This window comes from Pseudomonas arsenicoxydans (genome assembly GCF_900103875.1).
Taxonomy (GTDB): Bacteria; Pseudomonadota; Gammaproteobacteria; order Pseudomonadales; family Pseudomonadaceae; genus Aquipseudomonas; species Aquipseudomonas arsenicoxydans.
Window position 1 is genome coordinate 3,109,667 of sequence record NZ_LT629705.1, and the last position, 19,049, is coordinate 3,128,715.

The following is a 19,049-nucleotide window of genomic DNA, read 5'->3' on the forward strand; positions in this document are numbered from 1 at the left end:
GATGCAAATGACTGTCAAAGTAAGTATTGCCACGGTGTCAATCCTGCGCGAGGGCTTGGCGCATGGGCGCGGCGTGAAGTACAAGCGTCTGGCCGAGGCTCTCGAAAAAAGCATCGGTGAAGGACTGATTGAACCCGGTAGCAAACTGCCGCCCCATCGCCTCCTGGCGGACAGCCTCGGCGTGACCGTCGGAACCATCAGCCGCGCGTATGGCGAGCTGGAGCGAGTCGGATTGGTGGTGGCTCGTGTTGGAGATGGCACTTATGTGCGTCAGCGCGGGATGGAGCGCATGCGGGACGTTGGCTTTCGCAATGTCAGCGATGAGCCACAGGCGTACTTCGACATGAGTCGGAACCAGCCGATTCCGGGGCAGGAGGCGGCGTTTCTCAGTCAGGGTCTGCAAGCCTTGGCCAGCGGTCCGCAGACCTTGCAGTTGCTCAGCGGCTATACCGCCGACGGCGGATTACCGCGCCATCGTGAGGCCGGGGCCCAGTGGCTGCAGCATCAGGCCTTTACGCCGAGCGCCGAGCAGGTGATTTGCGTGAATGGCGGCCAGCACGGGCTGCTCTGCGTGTTGATGGCGTTGCTCAAGCCCGGCGACACCCTGGTGACTGAGCATTTGACTTACCCGGGACTGATCAGCGTCGCACGCATGCTCGGGATAAAACTCATCGGTGTCGGGATGGATGACGAAGGACTGTTGCCCCAAGCGCTGTCGGACATTTGCCAGCATCACCGGGTATCAGCGCTGTATTGCACACCGACGATCCAGAATCCTACGGCGGCGGTGATGTCAGTCATGCGGCGTGAGGCGATTGCCGAGGTCTGTCGCCAGAACAATTTGCTGATTATTGAAGACGAAGCCCACGCCGTGCTGGCGCAACAACGGCCCTTGCCCTTGAGCCACTTTGCCCCGGAGCGCTCGGTGTTGATCGGCAGCCTGAGCAAAGCCGTTTCTGCTGGTTTGCGCGCCGGTTATCTCCACGCACCGCAACCGTTGATCGGACGCTTGAGCGCAGCGGTGCGCGGGACGTGCTGGATGGCCAACCCGCTGTCGATGGAATTGGCGGCCATGTGGATCGAAAACGGTAGCGCCCGGCAGTTACTGGGGCAGCAGATTACCGAAATCAGTCGCCGCAAGCAGTTGGTCAGTGGGGCGTTAAAAGAGGTCAGCTACAAGACCCATCTCAATAGCCCACACTTCTGGATCGAAGTGCCCGAGCCGTGGCGGGCATCGCAGATTGCGGCGGAGTTGAAGGAGAAAAATTATCTGGTGGCCACCGTCGAAGCGTTTGCGGTCGGGCATGCAGCGGTGCCGCAGTTTATTCGGGCGAGTGTGTGTAATTCGGCGGGGGATGACGGGTTGCTGCTGCAGGGGTTTGAAGCTTTGGCGGGGGCATTGATCGAGACTGTGTGATCGTCCGTCGTGAGCGTGCTCACTCCCACATTAGATCTTCAGTGAACACAGTATTTGTGTCCGACGCAGATCTTCTGTGGGAATGAGCTTGCTCGCGACAGCGGTGTAACTGTCGCCGAAAAACCTACTTGAACCGCCGCTCAACCCCTTTCTCCACCAGAATCTTCGCCGATATCTCTTCAACGGAAAAATGCGTCGAGTTGATGTTCGGAATGTTCTCGCGGCGGAACAGGTTTTCCACCTCGCGCACTTCGAATTCGCACTGGGCGTAGCTCGAATAACGGCTGTTGGGCTTGCGCTCGTTGCGGATCGCGGTGAGGCGGTCAGGGTCGATGGTCAGGCCGAACAGCTTGTGCTGGTGGGCGCGCAGGGCGGCCGGCAGTTGCAGGCGTTCCATGTCGTCTTCGGTCAGCGGATAGTTGGCCGCGCGGATGCCAAATTGCATGGCCATGTACAGGCACGTCGGTGTCTTACCACACCGCGACACGCCCACTAGGATCAGGTCGGCCTTGTCGTAATAATGCGTGCGAGCACCGTCGTCGTTGTCGAGGGCGAAGTTCACCGCCTCGATGCGCTCCATGTAATTGGAGTTGGTGCCAATGGAGTGGGATTTGCCGACGGTGTAGGAAGAATGTTCGGTCAGTTCCTGTTCCAGAGGGGCCAGGAAGGTCGAGAAAATGTCGATCATGAAACCATTGGACGTCGCAAGGATCTCACGGATGTCCTGATTGACGATGGTGTCGAAGATGATCGGCCGAAAGCCGTCGGTTTCGGCGGCTTTGTTGATTTGTTGTACCATGGCCCGCGCTTTATCGACGTTGTCGATGTACGGGCGCGTGAATTTGCTGAAGGTAATGTTTTCGAACTGCGCCAGGAGGCTTTGGCCGAGGGTTTCGGCCGTAATGCCGGTGCCGTCGGAAATAAAGAAAGCAGATCGTTTCATTTGCACCTTGGGCCTTAAGCTAATAACGAATCTTGGATATGATAGGCGCGATTTGCCGGCCGCCAGTGGCCCGCATTCTCACTTATTTTCCAGGTCCAGGCCATATAGCTGGCAAACGCTCCCCCGAGCAGCCGGCTTCTGAGCTTTTCCAACACAGTTAGTGGAGAGATCACCTTGGTAGAGTACGTAGTTTCCCTCGATAAGCTCGGCGTCCATGATGTAGAGCACGTAGGGGGCAAGAACGCATCCCTGGGCGAGATGATCAGTAACCTTGCAGGCGCCGGTGTATCGGTGCCCGGTGGCTTCGCCACGACAGCTCAGGCTTATCGTGATTTTCTGGAACTGAGCGGCCTGAACGATCAGATCCACGCCGCCCTCGACGCCCTGGACGTCGATGATGTCAATGCCCTGGCCAAGACCGGTGCCCAGATCCGTCAATGGATCATGGAAGCCGAATTCCCCGAGAAGCTCAACGCCGAGATCCGCACCGCGTTCGCCACGCTGTCGGCCGGCAACCCTGACATGGCCGTGGCCGTGCGCTCTTCCGCTACCGCCGAAGATTTGCCGGACGCTTCCTTCGCCGGTCAGCAGGAAACCTTCCTGAACATCCGTGGCGTCGAAAACGTCATTCGCGCCGCCAAAGAGGTGTTCGCCTCTCTGTTTAACGATCGCGCCATTTCCTACCGCGTCCACCAGGGCTTCGACCACAAGCTGGTAGCCCTGTCGGCCGGCGTGCAGCGCATGGTCCGCTCCGAAACCGGCACCGCCGGCGTGATGTTCACCCTCGATACCGAATCGGGCTTCCGTGACGTCGTGTTCATCACCGGCGCCTACGGCCTGGGTGAAACCGTCGTACAAGGCGCGGTGAACCCGGATGAGTTCTACGTCCACAAAGGCACGCTGGCAGCCGGTCGTCCGGCCATCCTGCGTCGCAACCTGGGCAGCAAAGCCATCAAGATGATCTACGGCGAAGTCGCCACGGCCGGCAAATCGGTCAAGACTATCGACGTGGACAAGGCTGATCGCGCACGTTTCTGCCTGACCGACGCCGAAGTCAGCGAGCTGGCCAAGCAAGCGATGATCATCGAGAAGCACTACAAGTGCCCGATGGACATCGAATGGGCCAAAGACGGCGACGACGGCAAGCTCTACATCGTTCAGGCCCGTCCTGAAACCGTGAAGAGCCGCACCCAGGCCAACGTCATGGAACGTTACCTGTTGAAAGAAACCGGCACTGTGCTGGTGGAAGGTCGTGCCATCGGCCAGCGCATCGGCGCCGGCAAGGTCCGCATCATCAAGGACGTGTCCGAGATGGACAAGGTCCAGCCAGGCGACGTACTGGTTTCCGACATGACGGACCCGGATTGGGAACCGGTCATGAAGCGCGCCAGCGCCATCGTCACCAACCGTGGCGGTCGTACCTGCCACGCGGCGATCATCGCTCGCGAACTGGGCATCCCGGCCGTGGTCGGTTGCGGCAACGCCACCCAGCTGTTGCAAGACGGCCAGGGCGTGACCGTTTCCTGTGCAGAAGGCGACACCGGCTACATCTTCGAAGGCGAACTGGGCTTCGACATCAAGAAAAACTCCGTTGATGCCATGCCGGACCTGCCGTTCAAGATCATGATGAACGTCGGCAACCCGGACCGCGCCTTCGACTTCGCGCAGCTGCCGAACGCCGGTGTGGGCCTGGCCCGCCTGGAGTTCATCATCAACCGCATGATCGGTGTTCACCCTAAAGCGCTGTTGAACTATGACGGGCTGCCACAGGACATCAAGGACAGCGTCGACAAGCGCATTGCCGGCTACGACGATCCGGTCGGTTTCTATGTCGAGAAGCTGGTTGAAGGCATCAGCACCCTGGCCGCTGCGTTCACCCCGAAAAAGGTCATCGTGCGTCTGTCGGACTTCAAGTCCAATGAATACGCGAACCTGATCGGTGGCAAGCTCTACGAGCCGGAAGAAGAAAACCCGATGCTGGGCTTCCGTGGCGCCTCGCGTTACATCAGCGAATCGTTCCGTGACTGCTTCGAACTCGAATGCCGTGCCCTCAAGCGCGTGCGCAACGAGATGGGTCTGACCAACGTTGAAATCATGGTGCCATTCGTCCGTACTCTGGGCGAAGCCAGCCAGGTCATCGACCTGTTGGCAGAAAATGGTCTGAAGCGCGGCGAAAACGGCCTGCGCATCATCATGATGTGTGAACTGCCGTCCAACGCGATCCTGGCGGAAGAATTCCTCGAGTTCTTCGATGGTTTCTCCATCGGTTCCAACGACCTGACTCAGCTGACGCTGGGCCTGGACCGTGACTCCGGGATCATCGCGCACCTGTTCGATGAGCGTAATCCGGCGGTCAAGAAGCTGCTGGCCAACGCGATTCAGGCCTGCAACAAGGCTGGCAAGTACATCGGCATTTGCGGTCAGGGTCCTTCGGACCACCCTGATCTGGCCAAATGGTTGATGGAGCAGGGCATCGAAAGCGTTTCGTTGAACCCCGATTCCGTACTGGAAACCTGGTTCTTCCTGGCTGAAGGTCAAGCGTCGGCTTGATGGCGTGAGTGAAAGGGCTGCTCTCTGTGGGAGCGGCCCTTTTAGAGATTCTGTGTCCTGTCTCGGCAACAGTCATTGTCGAGTTAGGACTCATGGGCGGGCTCCTCTGGAAGCCGCCCTTTTTTGTGCAAGAGCATTATGCAAAGCAGCAGCAACCTATTTCCTGTCGCCCTGATCAGCGCCGAGCGGCGCGGCGATCTGAGCGAAGACGTCTATCGTTTGAAACCGGGCAACAGCCCTGACGGCACCGTCGAGCTGGCGGTGACGCGTCTGGGCATGGCCGATGAACCGGCTGTGCGTGGCGTGCCGGTCATCCTGTTGCACGGCAGCTTCTCCAATCGCCGGTTCTGGTTCTCCCCAAAAGGTCTTGGGCTGGGCGCCTATCTGACACGCCTGGGATTCGATGTGTGGATTCCCGAAATGCGCGGCCACGGCCTGTCTCAGCGCAACCAGAACTACCGCAAGAACCGTGTCAGCGACTACGCCCGTTACGATTTGCCGGCCATTGGTGCGTTCGTCCGCGAGCAAAGCGGCCAGGTGCCGCACTGGATCGGTCACTCGTTGGGTGGCATTACTCTGGCGGCAGCGCTGGGTGGCGAGTACATCGGCGAGCCTGTGGTCGCCTCGGCGGCGTTTTTTGGAACGCAAGTCAGCCGCACCTACTGGCCACTGAAAATTCCACCGGTGGAGTGGAGCGGGCGCTTTATTCTCAAGCGTTTTGCACAACTGTCGGGTTCACGGCTCAAGCGCGGCCCGGAGGACGAGCCCATTGGCCTGGCCCTGGAAAGCATGCGCTGGTATGGCCTGTTCGGGCGCTTTGGCGATGCCGACAAGGATTGGTGGGCGGGACTGGCCGAGGTTCGGTTGCCGGTACTGGCTGTCAGTGCCGCTGGCGACCATCAGGACCCGATGTGGGCTTGCCGCAAGCTGTTCGACCAGATCGGTTCCGAGCACAAGCAATTCATCAACCTGGGGCGCGAGCAGGGCTTTGGCGATAACTTCGGCCATGTCGAGATGCTCGTCAGCAAAGCCGCTCAGGTCGAGGTGTGGCCATTGGTGGCCCGCTGGCTGACCGATCACCAGACGCCGTTGTTGGGTGAAAAGCCGGATCTGGCGACAGCAAGCTGAGCCTGATGCTCTAACAAGGGCATTTCGCTCTGATCGGCTTGCGGCTAAGATATGACGCATTAAGCTGTTCCGGTCACTTTGCGACACACTCGATTGTCTTCCTTTTTACAGGAGTTTCTCGATGAACCATTTCCTCACGCCTGACCTGTGCGATGCCTATCCAGAGCTGGTGCAGGTGCTGGAACCGATGTTCAGCAATTTTGGCGGCCGCGATTCGTTCGGCGGCGAAATCGTGACCATCAAGTGCTTCGAAGACAACTCTCTGGTCAAGGAGCAAGCCGAGCTCAAGGGCAATGGCAAGGTGCTGGTGGTGGATGGTGGCGGTTCGCTGCGCCGCGCGCTGCTTGGTGACATGATTGCCGAGAAAGCTGCGCAGAACGGTTGGGAAGGGCTGGTGATCTACGGTTGCATCCGCGACGTCGACGTCATCGCGCAAACCGACCTGGGGGTTCAGGCCCTCGCCAGCCACCCGATGAAAACCGACAAGCGCGGCATCGGCGATCTCAACGTGGCCGTGACCTTCGCTGGCGTGACGTTTCATCCAGGCCATTACATTTATGCGGACAACAACGGCGTGATCATCTCGCCCAGTCCGCTGAAAATGCCTGAATAAAGCTTTCCAACCCAGGGGTGAGGATGTTCGAGGAAGAAAACGCGCAGTGGGGGCTGGTGCATGCCCTGGTGCTGGACGGTAAAGGCGGTGCGCGTTCGATAGCCCGGACTGAACTCGACGATTTGCAGCTGCTGGCCCATGAAAGCCTTTGGTTGCACTGGGATCGGAGTCACCCGCAAACCCAGACGTGGCTGCGCAAATCCAGCGGTTTGAGTGAGTTCAGTTGTGACCTGCTGCTTGAAGAGAACACCCGGCCACGTCTTTTGCCACTGCCGGACTCCGAGTTGTTGCTGTTTCTGCGAGGGGTCAACCTGAACCCTGGCGCGGAACCGGAAGACATGGTCTCCGTGCGGATTTTCGCATCCGCCCAGCGGGTGATTTCTCTGCGCCTGCGTCCATTGCGCGCAACTGATGAACTGCTGGTGCAGCTCGCTGACGGCAAAGGGCCGAAAACTGCCTCTGAACTCATCCTTTATATGGCTCAGTACTTGACCAACAAGGTGCAGGATCTGGTCAGTTGCCTCTCGGAAGTGGTCGATGAGGAAGAAGAAAAACTGGATGCCGACGAACGGTATACACCCGAGCATGGCGCTGTTCTGCAGATCCGTCGCAGGGCTGCGGGACTGAAACGTTTCCTTGCGCCGCAGCGCGATATTTTCGGGCAACTGACGCGGATAAAATTGCCCTGGTTTGTCGACGATGATGGCGATTACTGGAACGAATTGAACAACAGCCTGACCCGCTACCTTGAGGAGCTGGAATTGACCCGGGAGCGGGTGGGGCTGGTCCTCGAGGCTGAAGATCGGCGTTTGAGCGTGCGCATGAATCGCACGATGTATCGTTTCGGGATCATCACCGGGATCTTTTTGCCGATGAGTTTTCTGACCGGTCTGCTGGGCATAAACGTCGGTGGGATTCCGTTCTCGTCCAACCCTTATGGCTTCCTGATCGCTTGCCTGATGATGATCACGGTGGCGCTCGGACAGTGGTGGTTATTCCGACGTTTGCGCTGGGTCTGAGGATGAGTCATGTGACCCGGGCAAATTTGGCCGCGTCTTTCACAGACATTACGAGAGGTGCGTATGCACGATCCGTTTGAACAGTCTTTGCGTGACATGCTGAACGCTTCGCCGTCCACCCGTGACGACGATGCGTGTCTGGGGCGTGTCCTGAAAACCGCCAACCGGCAGGTCGGCGCTGGTGATCTGTTCAGCCTGCTGGGCCGCTGGTTGCCCGCGCTGATGATTGCCCTCAACAACGGCTCGGCGCACATCTCGCCGGTTTCCCGTCACCGTAAACCTACCGCTCGCACTGCTGATAAGGCTGATTGAATATGGAACTTGATCTCTGGACTCAGAGCCTCGTCACTGCAATGACTGCGTTATGGACCAAGGTTGCCAACTTCATTCCGAACCTGTTCGGCGCACTGGTCGTGCTGCTGTTGGGTTTCGTCGTAGCGAAGCTATTGGACACGTTGCTGTCCAAGCTGCTTGCCAAGCTGGGCCTTGATCGCCTGATGGGCGGTACCGGTCTGACCAAATTGCTGTCCCGGGCCGGCCTGCAAGTGCCGATCTCGACCCTGATTGGCAAGATCGTTTATTGGTTCGTTTTGCTTATTTTCCTGGTTTCTGCCGCAGAATCCCTTGGACTTGAGCGAGTTTCAGCTACGCTGGATATGCTTGCGCTATATTTGCCAAAGGTATTCGGTGCCGCGCTGGTGCTGCTGGTAGGGGTTCTACTGGCGCAACTGGCCAATGGCCTGGTTCGCGGGGCAGCGGAAGGCGTAGGGCTCGATTACGCTTCGGGCTTGGGACGAATTGCCCAAGGCCTTGTGATCATCATCAGTATTTCAGTTGCAATCAGCCAGTTGGAGGTCAAAACTGACCTGCTCAACCATGTGATTGTGATCGTTTTGATTACCGTTGGTCTGGCCGTTGCGCTGGCCATGGGGTTGGGAAGCCGGGAAATTGCCGGTCAGATTCTTGCGGGAATCTATGTGCGGGAGTTGTACCAGGTTGGGCAACAAGTGCGTGTTGGCGAGGTCGAAGGTCAGATTGAGGAGATCGGCACGGTTAAAACCACGCTGCTGACCGATGAGGGCGAGCTGGTCTCTCTCTCCAATCGGATTCTGCTGGAACAGCACGTGAGTAGCCGCTAATCCGGCAAACCCTGCTAATGTATGCCGCCGCAAAGTGCCCGGTAAGGGCTGCGGCGGACATTGACCTGACTGTCGGCCCGACTTGTTTTGAATAAAGCTCAATCGCTCTCTACGCGCTACGACCCCCGCGAGCTCTCTGATGAGGAGTTGGTCGCGCGCTCGCATACCGAGCTGTTTCACGTAACCCGCGCCTATGAAGAGCTGATGCGGCGTTACCAGCGAACATTATTTAACGTCTGCGCACGATATCTAGGGAACGATCGCGACGCAGACGATGTCTGTCAGGAAGTGATGTTGAAGGTGCTGTATGGCCTGAAGAACTTTGAGGGGAAATCGAAGTTCAAGACCTGGCTCTACAGCATCACGTACAACGAATGCATCACACAGTATCGGAAGGAAAGGCGGAAGCGTCGCTTGATGGACGCTTTGAGTCTGGACCCCCTCGAGGAAGCGTCTGAAGAAAAGGCGCCGAAACCCGAGGATAAGGGTGGACTTGATCGCTGGCTGGTGTATGTGAACCCGATTGACCGTGAAATCCTGGTGCTACGTTTTGTCGCAGAGCTGGAATTTCAAGAGATCGCGGATATCATGCATATGGGTTTGAGTGCGACAAAAATGCGTTACAAACGTGCTCTAGATAAATTGCGTGAGAAATTTGCAGGCATTGCTGAAACTTAGTTCAGCGCAAATATCTCTTACGTGTAGGCAAGTTCTGATAGACTTGCCGCCGAGTTGTCCCCCGGTTTGCGGGACTGCTTCACAATCACCAGATGGGGATTTAACGGATGAAACTGAAAAACACCTTGGGCTTGGCCATTGGTACTCTTATTGCCGCTACTTCGTTCGGCGCTCTGGCACAAGGCCAAGGCGCAGTTGAAGGCGAGCTCAACTACGGGAAAAAGTACAACGACAGCATTAACAATGTTGAAGATGGCTACACTCCTGGCGCTTCCATCGGTTACTTCTTGACCGACGACGTGTCGTTGAACGCTACCTACAACGCTGATGACTACACCCGTTCGAACAACGGTACCGGTAATCAGAAAATCAAGGGCGACCAGTTCGGTCTGAACGCTCAGTACCACTTCAACAACGCTGGCGACGCTCTGCGTCCTTACGTTCAAGGTGGTGTTAAGCACGGCAGCATGACCAACGTAGCCGCTGATGGCCACACCGGTCGTGACCAGTCGACTTTCCTGACTGCAGGCGCTGGCCTGAAGTACTACTTCCTCGAGAACGTTTACGCTCGTGCTGGCGTAGAAGCTGACTACAAGCTGGACAACGGCCGTTGGGACTACATCCCGTCCGTAGGTCTGGGTGTTAACTTCGGTGGCGGCAACAAGCCTGCTGCTGCTCCAGTTGCAGCTCCAGCTGAAGTCTGCACCGACAGCGACAACGACGGCGTGTGCGACAACGTTGACAAGTGCCCGAACACCCCAGCCAACGTAACTGTTGACGCTGATGGCTGCCCGGCAGTTGCTGAAGTTGTTCGTGTTGAGCTGGACGTGAAGTTCGACTTCAACAAGTCGGTAGTCAAGCCTAACAGCTACGGCGACATCAAAAACCTGGCTGACTTCATGAAGCAGTACCCATCCACCACTACTGTTGTTGAAGGTCACACTGACTCCGTCGGTCCTGACGCTTACAACCAGAAACTGTCCGAGCGTCGTGCAAACGCCGTTAAACAAGTTCTGACCAACCAGTACGGTGTTTCGCCGTCCCGCGTTCAGTCTGTTGGCTACGGCGAATCCCGCCCAGTTGCTGACAACGCCACTGAAGCTGGTCGCGCTGTAAACCGTCGCGTAGAAGCGAAGGTTGAAGCTCAAGCTAAGTAATTAGCTCGCAGCTCTGAGAAAAGCCCGGCTTAGGCCGGGCTTTTCTTTGTCTGCGATTTGGTGAAGGAGGGGGTGAATCAGGCGGATTGATCGGCGGTTACCGCCGGCAAGCCGTGCGCCCACAGAGTCGACGTTGCGCGGGCCGCCACTGCTCCGATCACCAGAATGGCGGGGCTCTTGAGCTGAAAATCGCTGGCCGCCTGTTCCATGGCTGTCAGATCGCTGCGACATACCCGTTGATGTGGCAGGGACGCGTTTTCAATCATTGCCACCGGCGTATCAGCCGCCATTCCCCCCGCCAGCAGTTGCTCCCGGATCTCGCTCAACTTCGCCACACCCATGTAGATCACCAGCGTCGTGCCGCCTTGGGCCAGAGCTTGCCAGTTCAGGCTGCTGCCATCCTGCGTGTGGGCGGTGACCAGCGTCACACCCCTAGCCACGCCGCGCAGAGTCAATGAAATATCGCATTGCGTCGCACCGGCCAGTCCGGCGGTGATGCCGTTGACCAGCTCAACGTCGACACCGTGCTCGCGCAACCACTCCGCTTCCTCACCGCCGCGACCGAAGATGCACGGATCGCCTCCCTTGAGCCGCACCACGCACTTGCCCTGCCGGGCATAACGCAGCATCAGGCGATGAATGAACGCTTGGGGCGTGGATCTACATCCGCCGCGTTTACCCACAGGAATAATCCGTGCGCCAGGGCAATGTTCCAGCACCGCGTCATTAACCAGATCGTCGATCAGCACCACATCCGCTTCTCTCAACGCCCGAACAGCCTTGAGGGTCAGTAATTCGGGGTCACCGGGACCCGCGCCCACCAGCCAGACTTTTGCGCTCATAGTGTTTTCCTCAAGAGATGACGGCGATCGGCTGCGCAGTGGCAGCCAGCAGGCGCTTGATTTCCGGTACGCAGGAGCCGCATTGCGTGCCACAGCCCAATGTCTGTTTCAGGCCCTGCAAGTCCAGGCCACGACTGATTCCGGCGCAGATGGCGCTTTGACTGACGTTTTTGCAGTTGCACAGGGTTTTTGTGCCAAGTGACGCGGCGCCCGCGTTGCCCGGTGGCGCGCTCAGCGGTGCCAGCAGCCAGCGCCGCAGTTGTTCGTCGGCGCGGCCTTCAAGCCAGAGGTTTTGCAGCCAGTGTTGGGCGAGCGTTTCGCCGGCCAGGCGCAGGGCGGTAATTCGGCCGTTTTCGATTCGTACCCGTTTGCCGATGGCGCGCCGCGGATCGTCATAGGCCAAAACCGGGCCATCGTTGAGCGCCAGGCATTGATCGATATCACGCAGCAGTTGTGGATCAGGCGCGGCGGCGCTGGCAGCGCGTATCAGCAGCGCCGGGCGCTCGCGGCCGATCAGGCTGAGGCTAGCGTAGGAAAACGCCTCACAGAGCGGTCGTAGCGTCTCGATATGCTGTTGAACATTGCCTTCGATCAGGGCGAATAGCTGCCACGGCAACTGCACCGGCTCGAGCCGCACGCCGCTGTGTTTGAGTTCCGGTTGTTTCGACAGCGGATCGAATGCAGGAAGGGTGAGGGTGTTCACGCCGCCCTTGAGAAAGCGGTCACCAAAATGCATCGGCAGAAACGCCTGGCCAGGCCGCACACTGTCATCGCTGCTGACCGGCACAATCACCGAGCCGCGGCGGCTTTTGACGTTGATCAGGTCACCAGGCTGCAGGCGATGCCGGCGCAGTTCATCCGGGTGCAAGCTCAACACGGCTTCACTGACATGACCGAAGAGCTGCGCGGCAGTGCCGGTGCGGCTCATGCCATGCCATTGGTCACGCAGACGGCCAGTGATGAGGGTCAGCGGGAAGCGTGCGTCGCGTTGTTCCTTGGCGGCGCGATACGGGTCGGCCACAAACTGCGCGCGCCCACTGGCGGTCGGGAAAACGCCGTCGAGGTACAGGCGAGCGGTGCCTTCGCTGGCGCCCGTGGGGAAAGGCCATTGTTGCGGGCCGAGACGGTCGATCAGCGCATGGCTGATACCGGACAGGTCCAGGTCGCGCCCGTGAGTCAGTTGTTTGTATTCGTCGAACACCTGTGCAGGCGATTCAAAGGCAAACAGGCTGTTCTGCCCAGGGCGCAGGTGCTTTTCCAGGCGTTGTGCGAAATCTACCGTAATCGACCAGTCGGGACGGGCTTCACCCGGTGCGACGATGGCCTGGCGAACGTGGGAAATGCGCCGTTCGGAGTTGGTCACCATACCGTCCTTTTCACCCCAGCTGGCGGCGGGCAACAGCAGGTCGGCGAAGGCGGCGGTTTCGGTGGTGCGAAAAGCCTCCTGCAATACCACGAACGGGCAGGCCTCCAGTGCGGCGCGCACGGCAGTCTGGTCCGGCAGCGATTGCGCAGGGTTAGTACAAGCGATCCACAGGGCTTTGATTTTTCCGCTACGGACCTGCTCAAACAATTCAATCGCGGTCAGCCCGGTGTTTACCGGCAGCTCATCAACCCCCCAGTAGGACGCCACTTGCGCGCGATGTTCGGCATTGGCCGCTTCGCGGTGTCCCGGCAGCAGGTTCGACAGGCTGCCGGTTTCTCGTCCGCCCATGGCATTCGGCTGACCGGTCAGGGAGAACGGTCCTGCACCCGGACGGCCGATTTGCCCGGTGGCCAGGTGGAGATTGATCAGTGCGCTGTTCTTCGCGCTGCCGGCGGTGGACTGGTTCAGCCCCATGCACCACAACGATAGAAAGCTCTTCGAGGTGCCGACCCACTCAGCGCATTGCTGCAATTGCTCGACGCTGATACCGCACAGTTGCGACACCATTTGCGGCGTGTAATCGCGCACCAGGTTTTTCAGCTCGCCCAGGCCCTCGGTGTGCGCCGTGATGAAGTCGCGGTCGATCCAGTCTTCCCACAGCAGCAGGTGCAAAATCCCATGAAACAAAGCGACATCGGTCCCGGGAAGAATCGCCAGGTGCAGGTCAGCCAAATCGCAGGTGTCGGTACGACGTGGGTCGATGACCATGACTTTCATCTGTGGACGGCGGGACTTGGCTTCTTCCAGGCGACGAAACAGCACCGGGTGGGCGTAGGCCATGTTGCTGCCGACGATCATCACGCAGTCGCTCAACTCCAGGTCTTCGTAGTTGCAGGGAGGTGCATCGGCGCCAAGACTGCGCTTGTAGCCAACCACTGCCGACGACATGCACAGGCGTGAATTGCTGTCGATGTTGTTGGTGCCTACCAGCGCTCGCGCTAGTTTGTTGAAGGCGTAGTAATCCTCCGTCAGCAACTGCCCGGAAATGTAGAACGCCACGCTGTCCGGGCCGTGTTCGGCGATGGTTTGCGCGAAGACATTGGCGGCGTGATCGAGGGCGGTGTCCCAGTCGGTGCGGCTGCGGGCCAGGCCCTTGCCAAGGCGCAACTCGGGGTACAAGGCGCGCGCGGTCAGGTCGCCGGTCAGGTGCAAGGTCGAACCCTTGCTGCACAATTTGCCGAAGTTGGCCGGGTGGGCCGGATCGCCGCTGACGCCGAGGATGCGCTCGCCGTCATGCTCGATCAGCACGCCGCAGCCAACCCCGCAGTAGCAGCAAGTGGAGGCGGTGATCTGGCTGTTCATCAGCGTGCTTCCCGCAGGGCCAGCAACACACGGCCGTTCTCGACCCGTGCCGAATGATGGTGGGCGCAGCCGATATCCGGGGCCTGGGCCTCGCCGGTTTCCAGGTCGATCTGCCAGTTGTGCAGCGGGCAGGCAACGCGTTTGCCGTAGATCAGGCCTTGGGACAGCGGTCCGCCCTTGTGCGGGCAGCGGTCGTCGAGGGCGAACACTTCGTCGTCGCTTGTACGAAAAATCGCGATGTCGCCTTTCGGGCCTGCAATGATCCGGGAGCCGAGGGCATTGATCTCTTCCAGTGCGCAGATATCCAGCCAGTTCATGCCTGCACCTCCAGGTTCTTCACGGGGATGACCTCGAACTCTTTCTTCAGCAGAGGTTGCTCCAAGCGTTCTTTCCACGGGTCCTGTTCGAACGACAGGGAGAATTGCAGGCGCTCATTCAACGCTTTGCGACGCTGCGGGTCTTCCAGCACGGCTTTTTTGATGTGTTCCATGCCGACCCGTTGCAAGTAGTGCACGGTGCGTTCGAGGTAGAAGGCTTCTTCGCGGTACAGCTGCAGGAATGCGCCGTTGTATTCGCGCACTTCTTCGGCGGTTTTGAGCTTGACGAAAAATTCCGCGACTTCGGTTTTGATCCCGCCGTTGCCGCCGATGTACATCTCCCAGCCCGAGTCCACACCGATAATTCCCACATCCTTGATGCCCGCTTCCGAACAGTTGCGTGGGCAGCCGGAGACGGCGAGTTTCACTTTGTGCGGCGACCACATGTTGAACAGGTCATGTTCCAGCTCGATCCCCAGTTGCGTGGAGTTCTGCGTGCCGAAGCGGCAGAACTCGCTGCCAACGCAGGTTTTTACCGTGCGGATGGATTTGCCGTAGGCGTGGCCAGAAGGCATGTCCAGGTCTTTCCAGACACCCGGCAGGTCCTGTTTCTTGATGCCCAGCAAGTCGATGCGCTGCCCGCCAGTCACCTTGACCATCGGCACGTTGTACTTGTCGGCCACATCGGCGATGCGTCGCAGTTCTGAAGGATTGGTCACACCGCCCCACATCCGCGGGACCACAGAATAAGTGCCGTCTTTCTGAATGTTGGCGTGGGCCCGTTCGTTGATCAGGCGCGATTGTGGATCGTCCCTGGCTTCGCCCGGCCAGGTCGAGATCAAGTAGTAGTTGAGCGCGGGGCGGCAGGTGGCGCAGCCATTCGGGGTGCGCCAGTTCAGGTAACTCAGGGTGCCGGCGATGGTCAACAGATGCTGTTCGCGGATGGCCTGGCGGATTTGCCCATGATTGAGGTCGCTGCACCCGCAGATGGCTTTTTCGCTTTTCGGTTTGACGTCGGCGGCACCGCCCACGGTGTTGATCAGGATCTGCTCGACCAGCCCCGCACAGGAGCCGCAGGAACTGGCGGCCTTGGTGTGTTTCTTTACGTCGTCGACGCTGAACAGACCGTGTTCCTGAATCGCCTTGACGATGGTGCCTTTGCACACGCCGTTGCAGCCGCAGACTTCGGCGGTGTCGGCCATGCTCATGGCTTTGTCCTGGCCTTGGTGTCCTACATCGCCCAAGGCGTTTTCGCCGAACATCAGGTGGTCGCGGATCTCGCCGATGGCGTGATTCTCACGGATTTGTCGGAAATACCAACCGCCATCTGCCGTATCGCCGTACAGACAGGCACCGACCAGCACGTCATCCTTGATCACCAGCTTTTTGTAGACCCCGCCGATCGGGTCGGAAAGGGTGATGGTCTCGGTGCCTTCGCCGCCCATGAAGTCGCCGGCGGAAAACAGGTCGATGCCGGTGACTTTCAATTTCGTCGAGGTCACCGAGCCCTTGTAGGTGGCGAAGCCCAGTTGGGCGAGGTGATTGGCGCAGACCTTGGCTTGCTCGAACAATGGCGCGACCAGACCGTAGGCGATGCCCCGGTGACTGGCGCACTCACCGATGGCGTAGACCCGTGGGTCGTAGGTTTGCATGGTGTCGTTGACCAGAATCCCGCGGTTGCAGGGGATGCCGGATTTTTCCGCCAGTTCGGTGCTCGGGCGAATGCCGGCGGCCATGACCACCAGGTCAGCGGGGATGATGTCGCCGTTCTTGAACTGCACCGAGCCGACCCGGCCATTGCCGGCATCGTGCAGCGCCTGGGTCTGTTCGCACAGGCGAAAGTGCAGGCCACGGCCTTCAAGCGCGGTTTGCAGGAGCTGGCCGCTGGTTTTGTCCAGTTGCCGCTCCAGCAACCATTCGCCGATGTGCACCACGGTGACGTGCATGCCGCGCAGCATCAGGCCGTTGGCGGCTTCCAGGCCGAGCAGGCCGCCACCGATGACCACGGCGTGTTTGTGGGTCTTGGCGGTGTCGATCATGGCCTGGGTGTCGGCGATGTCGCGGTAGCCGATCACGCCCTGCAAGGTGTTGCCGGGAATCGGCAGGATGAACGGGGTTGATCCGGTCGCGATCAGCAGGCGATCGTAGTCGGCCTCGGTGCCGTCTTCGGCGATGACCCGGCGCTTGACCCGGTCGATCTCCACCACCTTGCGGTTGAGCAGCAGCTTGATGTTGTTTTCCAGGTACCAGTCCAGATCGTTGAGCACGATCTCTTCGAAGGTTTGTTCGCCGGCCAGGACGGGCGAGAGCAGGATACGGTTGTAATTGGTATGGGGTTCGGCGCCGAAGACGGTGATGTCGTACAGCTCATTGCTCAGCTTGAGCAATTCCTCCAGGGTGCGAACCCCGGCCATGCCGTTGCCGATCATCACCAGTTTTAGTTTTTTCATTCAGGTTCTCCGGGAGCTCGGACCCGCCTTATCAGGGCGTACAGGTCGTGCTCGACAAATTTTGCGCAAACAAAAAAAGGCGTCCCGCTAGCTAACTAGCGAGGACGCCTTTGTCCTGGTCCCGTTCTCTCGGGAAGCGCATCCTTCGTCGTTGAAGGCTGGGCTTTATGTAAGTTGAAAAAGATAATGCAGCGGTTGTGCCAAGTCTCGCAAAGGCCCGATTTATGGGTTCACGACAGGGGAGGAGGGTGTTTTTGTGCACCGGTTCAAGGCGCGACGCTCGGTTTTGAAGCAGAAATTCAAAAGATCGCAGCCTGCGGCAGGTCTTGCAGGAGATCGTGGGCACCTTTAGGCGCTGCCGCAGGCTGCGATCTTTTGAATTCAGTGAAAAACTCAGCCATGAAACATCAAGTACAGCAGCACCAGATTGACCAGCAACGACCCCAGCGCCAACGTCCGCCAGACTTTCAGCGGCTCTCGCTCCAGCAGCGGTCTGGGGCGCACGCTCAAGCTGCGTCGTTCACCCTGTTCCAGCACCAGCAGCCATTCCTCTGCGGTTTCAAAGCGCTGGGCCGGTTGCACCGCAACCGCACGATCCATGCTTTGCGCGATCCATTCCGGCAGGTCGGGGCGGTAGCGACTGGCGCTGATCGGGATACCAAACCGTGGGCGCTGGAAGGCTTCGATCTCGCCATAGGGATAATGCCCGGTCAGCAGGAAATATAAGGTCACACCGACTGCATACAGATCCTGTTGCTGGGACGGCGGGTCACCGCGAAAGGCTTCCGGCGCGATATAGCTGGGTGTTCCGGGCAAAGCAGACGGTTGATCTTCAGACAGGCCAGGGCAGTAGGCGAGACCGAAATCGAGCAGGCGCAATTCGCCGTCGTCCCCCAGCCACAGGTTTTCCGGTTTGATGTCGCGGTGCAGGATTTGCCGTCGATGGAGCATGCCGACGGCCCGCAGCAGCCGTTCAGCCAAATCTTGCCACTGGGCCAACGGTAGCTGCTCCACGCGCTCATGAAGGGCGGCGAGGGTAGACCCGGAATATTCGCGCATCACGTAGTACAAATGCTGACGCTGACTGGCGGCATGCACTTCAGGAAAATGCCGTCCGGCGACACGTTTGAGAAACCATTCTTCCGACAGCAACGCTTGCCCGGCCAGATGATCGTCGCGCAACGCAACGGGCAAGGTTTTCAGCAGCCACGGTTGTTGCTGACTGTCGCGAACCCGATAGAGCAGCGATTGCTGGCTCTGGCCGAGAATCCCGTCGACCTGCCAACCCTCGAACATCTGACCCGGTTTCAGTGCCGGAGGCAGCGGCCATTGCTGCAAATGAATCAGCGCATCGCCAATGCTGGTCTCACCGAGGGCATCGACCCGCACCAGCAGGGCGCTGGCATTGTCCTGACTGCCGGCCAGGTGCGCGGCGTTGACCAAGGTCTGCGCCGCGCTGTTAAGGTCCGGCTGATCACGCAGAATCGCGGCAATGGCGGTGTCGCCGAGGACGGCCCACACGCCATCGCTGAGCAGCACAAAGCTCTCATCGAGGCGCAGTTCACCGTCGAGAAAATCCAGCACCAGATGCTGATCGAGACCCAGCGCACGCTTGAGCACATGTTGCATGCCTGGCTGGTCCCAGACGTGGTCCTCGCTGACCCGTTGCAAGGTGTCGGCGTGCCAGCGATAAACCCGGCAATCGCCGACGTGGGCCAGGGTAAAGCGCCGGCCACGCATGACCAGGGCACTGACGGTGGTGAGCAACGGTTGCCCGCCGCCATTGGCCTGCAACCAGCGATTTTGCGCCAATAGCAGGCGATCCAGTGCCTGCGCGACACCCCAGGTTTCCGGGGTGGCGTAATAGTCCAGCGCCAGGGCCTGCAAGGTCGAGCGTGCGGCGAGACCGCCGTCGGCGCATTGGCTGACCCCGTCGGCGATGGCGAACAGGTAACCCTTGCTCGCCGCCAGCGCCGGGGCCGGCGTGACCAGGCGCAGGGCGTCCTGGTTTTCCGCGCGAGGACCGATGGCGCTCGCTTCGGCAAAGCTCAGTTGCAGGCTCATTAAC

15 protein-coding genes are annotated in these 19,049 nt (G+C 59.3%); 9 read left to right on the top strand and 6 right to left on the bottom strand.

What is annotated here, in order from left to right; all coding sequences use genetic code 11:
- Nucleotides 1–7 precede the first annotated feature (7 nt).
- A complete protein-coding gene (locus BLQ41_RS14530; protein WP_090188546.1) occupies nucleotides 8–1,417 on the top strand; it encodes an aminotransferase-like domain-containing protein in 1,410 nt (469 codons plus the stop codon).
- Nucleotides 1,418–1,541: 124 nt separating this feature from the next.
- Here BLQ41_RS14530 and ppsR read toward each other — a convergent pair whose 3' ends face one another.
- Complete coding sequence (gene ppsR, locus BLQ41_RS14535; RefSeq protein WP_090181892.1) at nucleotides 1,542–2,360, bottom strand: posphoenolpyruvate synthetase regulatory kinase/phosphorylase PpsR; 819 nt, start codon at nucleotides 2,358–2,360, stop codon at nucleotides 1,542–1,544.
- 174 nt (nucleotides 2,361–2,534) lie between these two features.
- Here ppsR and ppsA point away from each other — a divergent pair, with 174 nt between their 5' ends.
- The 8 genes from ppsA (at nucleotide 2,535) to BLQ41_RS14575 (ending at nucleotide 10,644) form a co-directional block, all read left to right on the top strand.
- Nucleotides 2,535–4,910: a phosphoenolpyruvate synthase gene (gene ppsA / locus BLQ41_RS14540; RefSeq protein ID WP_090181893.1), complete on the top strand. Its 2,376-nt coding sequence runs from the start codon at nucleotides 2,535–2,537 to the stop codon at nucleotides 4,908–4,910.
- Nucleotides 4,911–5,048: 138 nt separating this feature from the next.
- Nucleotides 5,049–6,038 carry an alpha/beta fold hydrolase gene (locus BLQ41_RS14545; protein ID WP_090181895.1) on the top strand — a complete coding sequence of 330 codons (990 nt, stop codon included), beginning with the start codon at nucleotides 5,049–5,051 and terminating at the stop codon, nucleotides 6,036–6,038.
- A gap of 121 nt (nucleotides 6,039–6,159) precedes the next feature.
- Complete coding sequence (rraA, locus tag BLQ41_RS14550; protein WP_090181897.1) at nucleotides 6,160–6,651, top strand: ribonuclease E activity regulator RraA; 492 nt, start codon at nucleotides 6,160–6,162, stop codon at nucleotides 6,649–6,651.
- A 23-nt stretch (nucleotides 6,652–6,674) separates the two neighbouring features.
- On the top strand, nucleotides 6,675–7,670 hold the full coding sequence (locus tag BLQ41_RS14555; protein WP_090181899.1) for a zinc transporter ZntB: 996 nt from the start codon (nucleotides 6,675–6,677) through the stop codon (nucleotides 7,668–7,670).
- Between the two features lie 63 nt (nucleotides 7,671–7,733).
- Nucleotides 7,734–7,982, top strand: coding sequence for a CrfX protein (locus BLQ41_RS14560; protein WP_090181900.1), 249 nt, complete (start codon nucleotides 7,734–7,736; stop codon nucleotides 7,980–7,982).
- 2 nt (nucleotides 7,983–7,984) lie between these two features.
- Entirely contained in the window at nucleotides 7,985–8,809 is an 825-nt protein-coding gene (locus tag BLQ41_RS14565) for a mechanosensitive ion channel family protein (protein ID WP_008048604.1), read from the top strand.
- Between the two features lie 87 nt (nucleotides 8,810–8,896).
- Nucleotides 8,897–9,487, top strand: coding sequence for an RNA polymerase sigma factor SigX (sigX, locus tag BLQ41_RS14570; RefSeq protein ID WP_008146300.1), 591 nt, complete (start codon nucleotides 8,897–8,899; stop codon nucleotides 9,485–9,487).
- Nucleotides 9,488–9,594: 107 nt separating this feature from the next.
- On the top strand, nucleotides 9,595–10,644 hold the full coding sequence (locus tag BLQ41_RS14575; RefSeq protein ID WP_090181902.1) for an OmpA family protein: 1,050 nt from the start codon (nucleotides 9,595–9,597) through the stop codon (nucleotides 10,642–10,644).
- A gap of 77 nt (nucleotides 10,645–10,721) precedes the next feature.
- Here the strand turns inward: BLQ41_RS14575 and cobA are convergent, their stop codons facing one another.
- From cobA to BLQ41_RS14600, 5 genes are all read right to left on the bottom strand, one after another.
- Nucleotides 10,722–11,486, bottom strand: a complete 765-nt coding sequence (gene cobA / locus BLQ41_RS14580; RefSeq protein WP_090181904.1) for a uroporphyrinogen-III C-methyltransferase — start codon at nucleotides 11,484–11,486, stop codon at nucleotides 10,722–10,724.
- A gap of 10 nt (nucleotides 11,487–11,496) precedes the next feature.
- The gene (locus BLQ41_RS14585; protein ID WP_090181906.1) at nucleotides 11,497–14,214 is read right to left on the bottom strand and encodes a nitrate reductase; all 2,718 of its coding nucleotides are present in this window, start codon (nucleotides 14,212–14,214) and stop codon (nucleotides 11,497–11,499) included.
- The gene (nirD, locus tag BLQ41_RS14590) at nucleotides 14,214–14,531 is read right to left on the bottom strand and encodes a nitrite reductase small subunit NirD (RefSeq protein WP_090181907.1); all 318 of its coding nucleotides are present in this window, start codon (nucleotides 14,529–14,531) and stop codon (nucleotides 14,214–14,216) included. The genes BLQ41_RS14585 and nirD overlap by 1 nt, the downstream gene beginning before the upstream one ends.
- The gene (gene nirB / locus BLQ41_RS14595; protein WP_090181909.1) at nucleotides 14,528–16,981 is read right to left on the bottom strand and encodes a nitrite reductase large subunit NirB; all 2,454 of its coding nucleotides are present in this window, start codon (nucleotides 16,979–16,981) and stop codon (nucleotides 14,528–14,530) included. The genes nirD and nirB overlap by 4 nt, the downstream gene beginning before the upstream one ends.
- A 393-nt stretch (nucleotides 16,982–17,374) precedes the next feature.
- On the bottom strand, nucleotides 17,375–19,045 hold the full coding sequence (locus BLQ41_RS14600; protein WP_090181911.1) for a bifunctional protein-serine/threonine kinase/phosphatase: 1,671 nt from the start codon (nucleotides 19,043–19,045) through the stop codon (nucleotides 17,375–17,377).
- Between the last annotated feature and the right edge of the window lie 4 nt (nucleotides 19,046–19,049).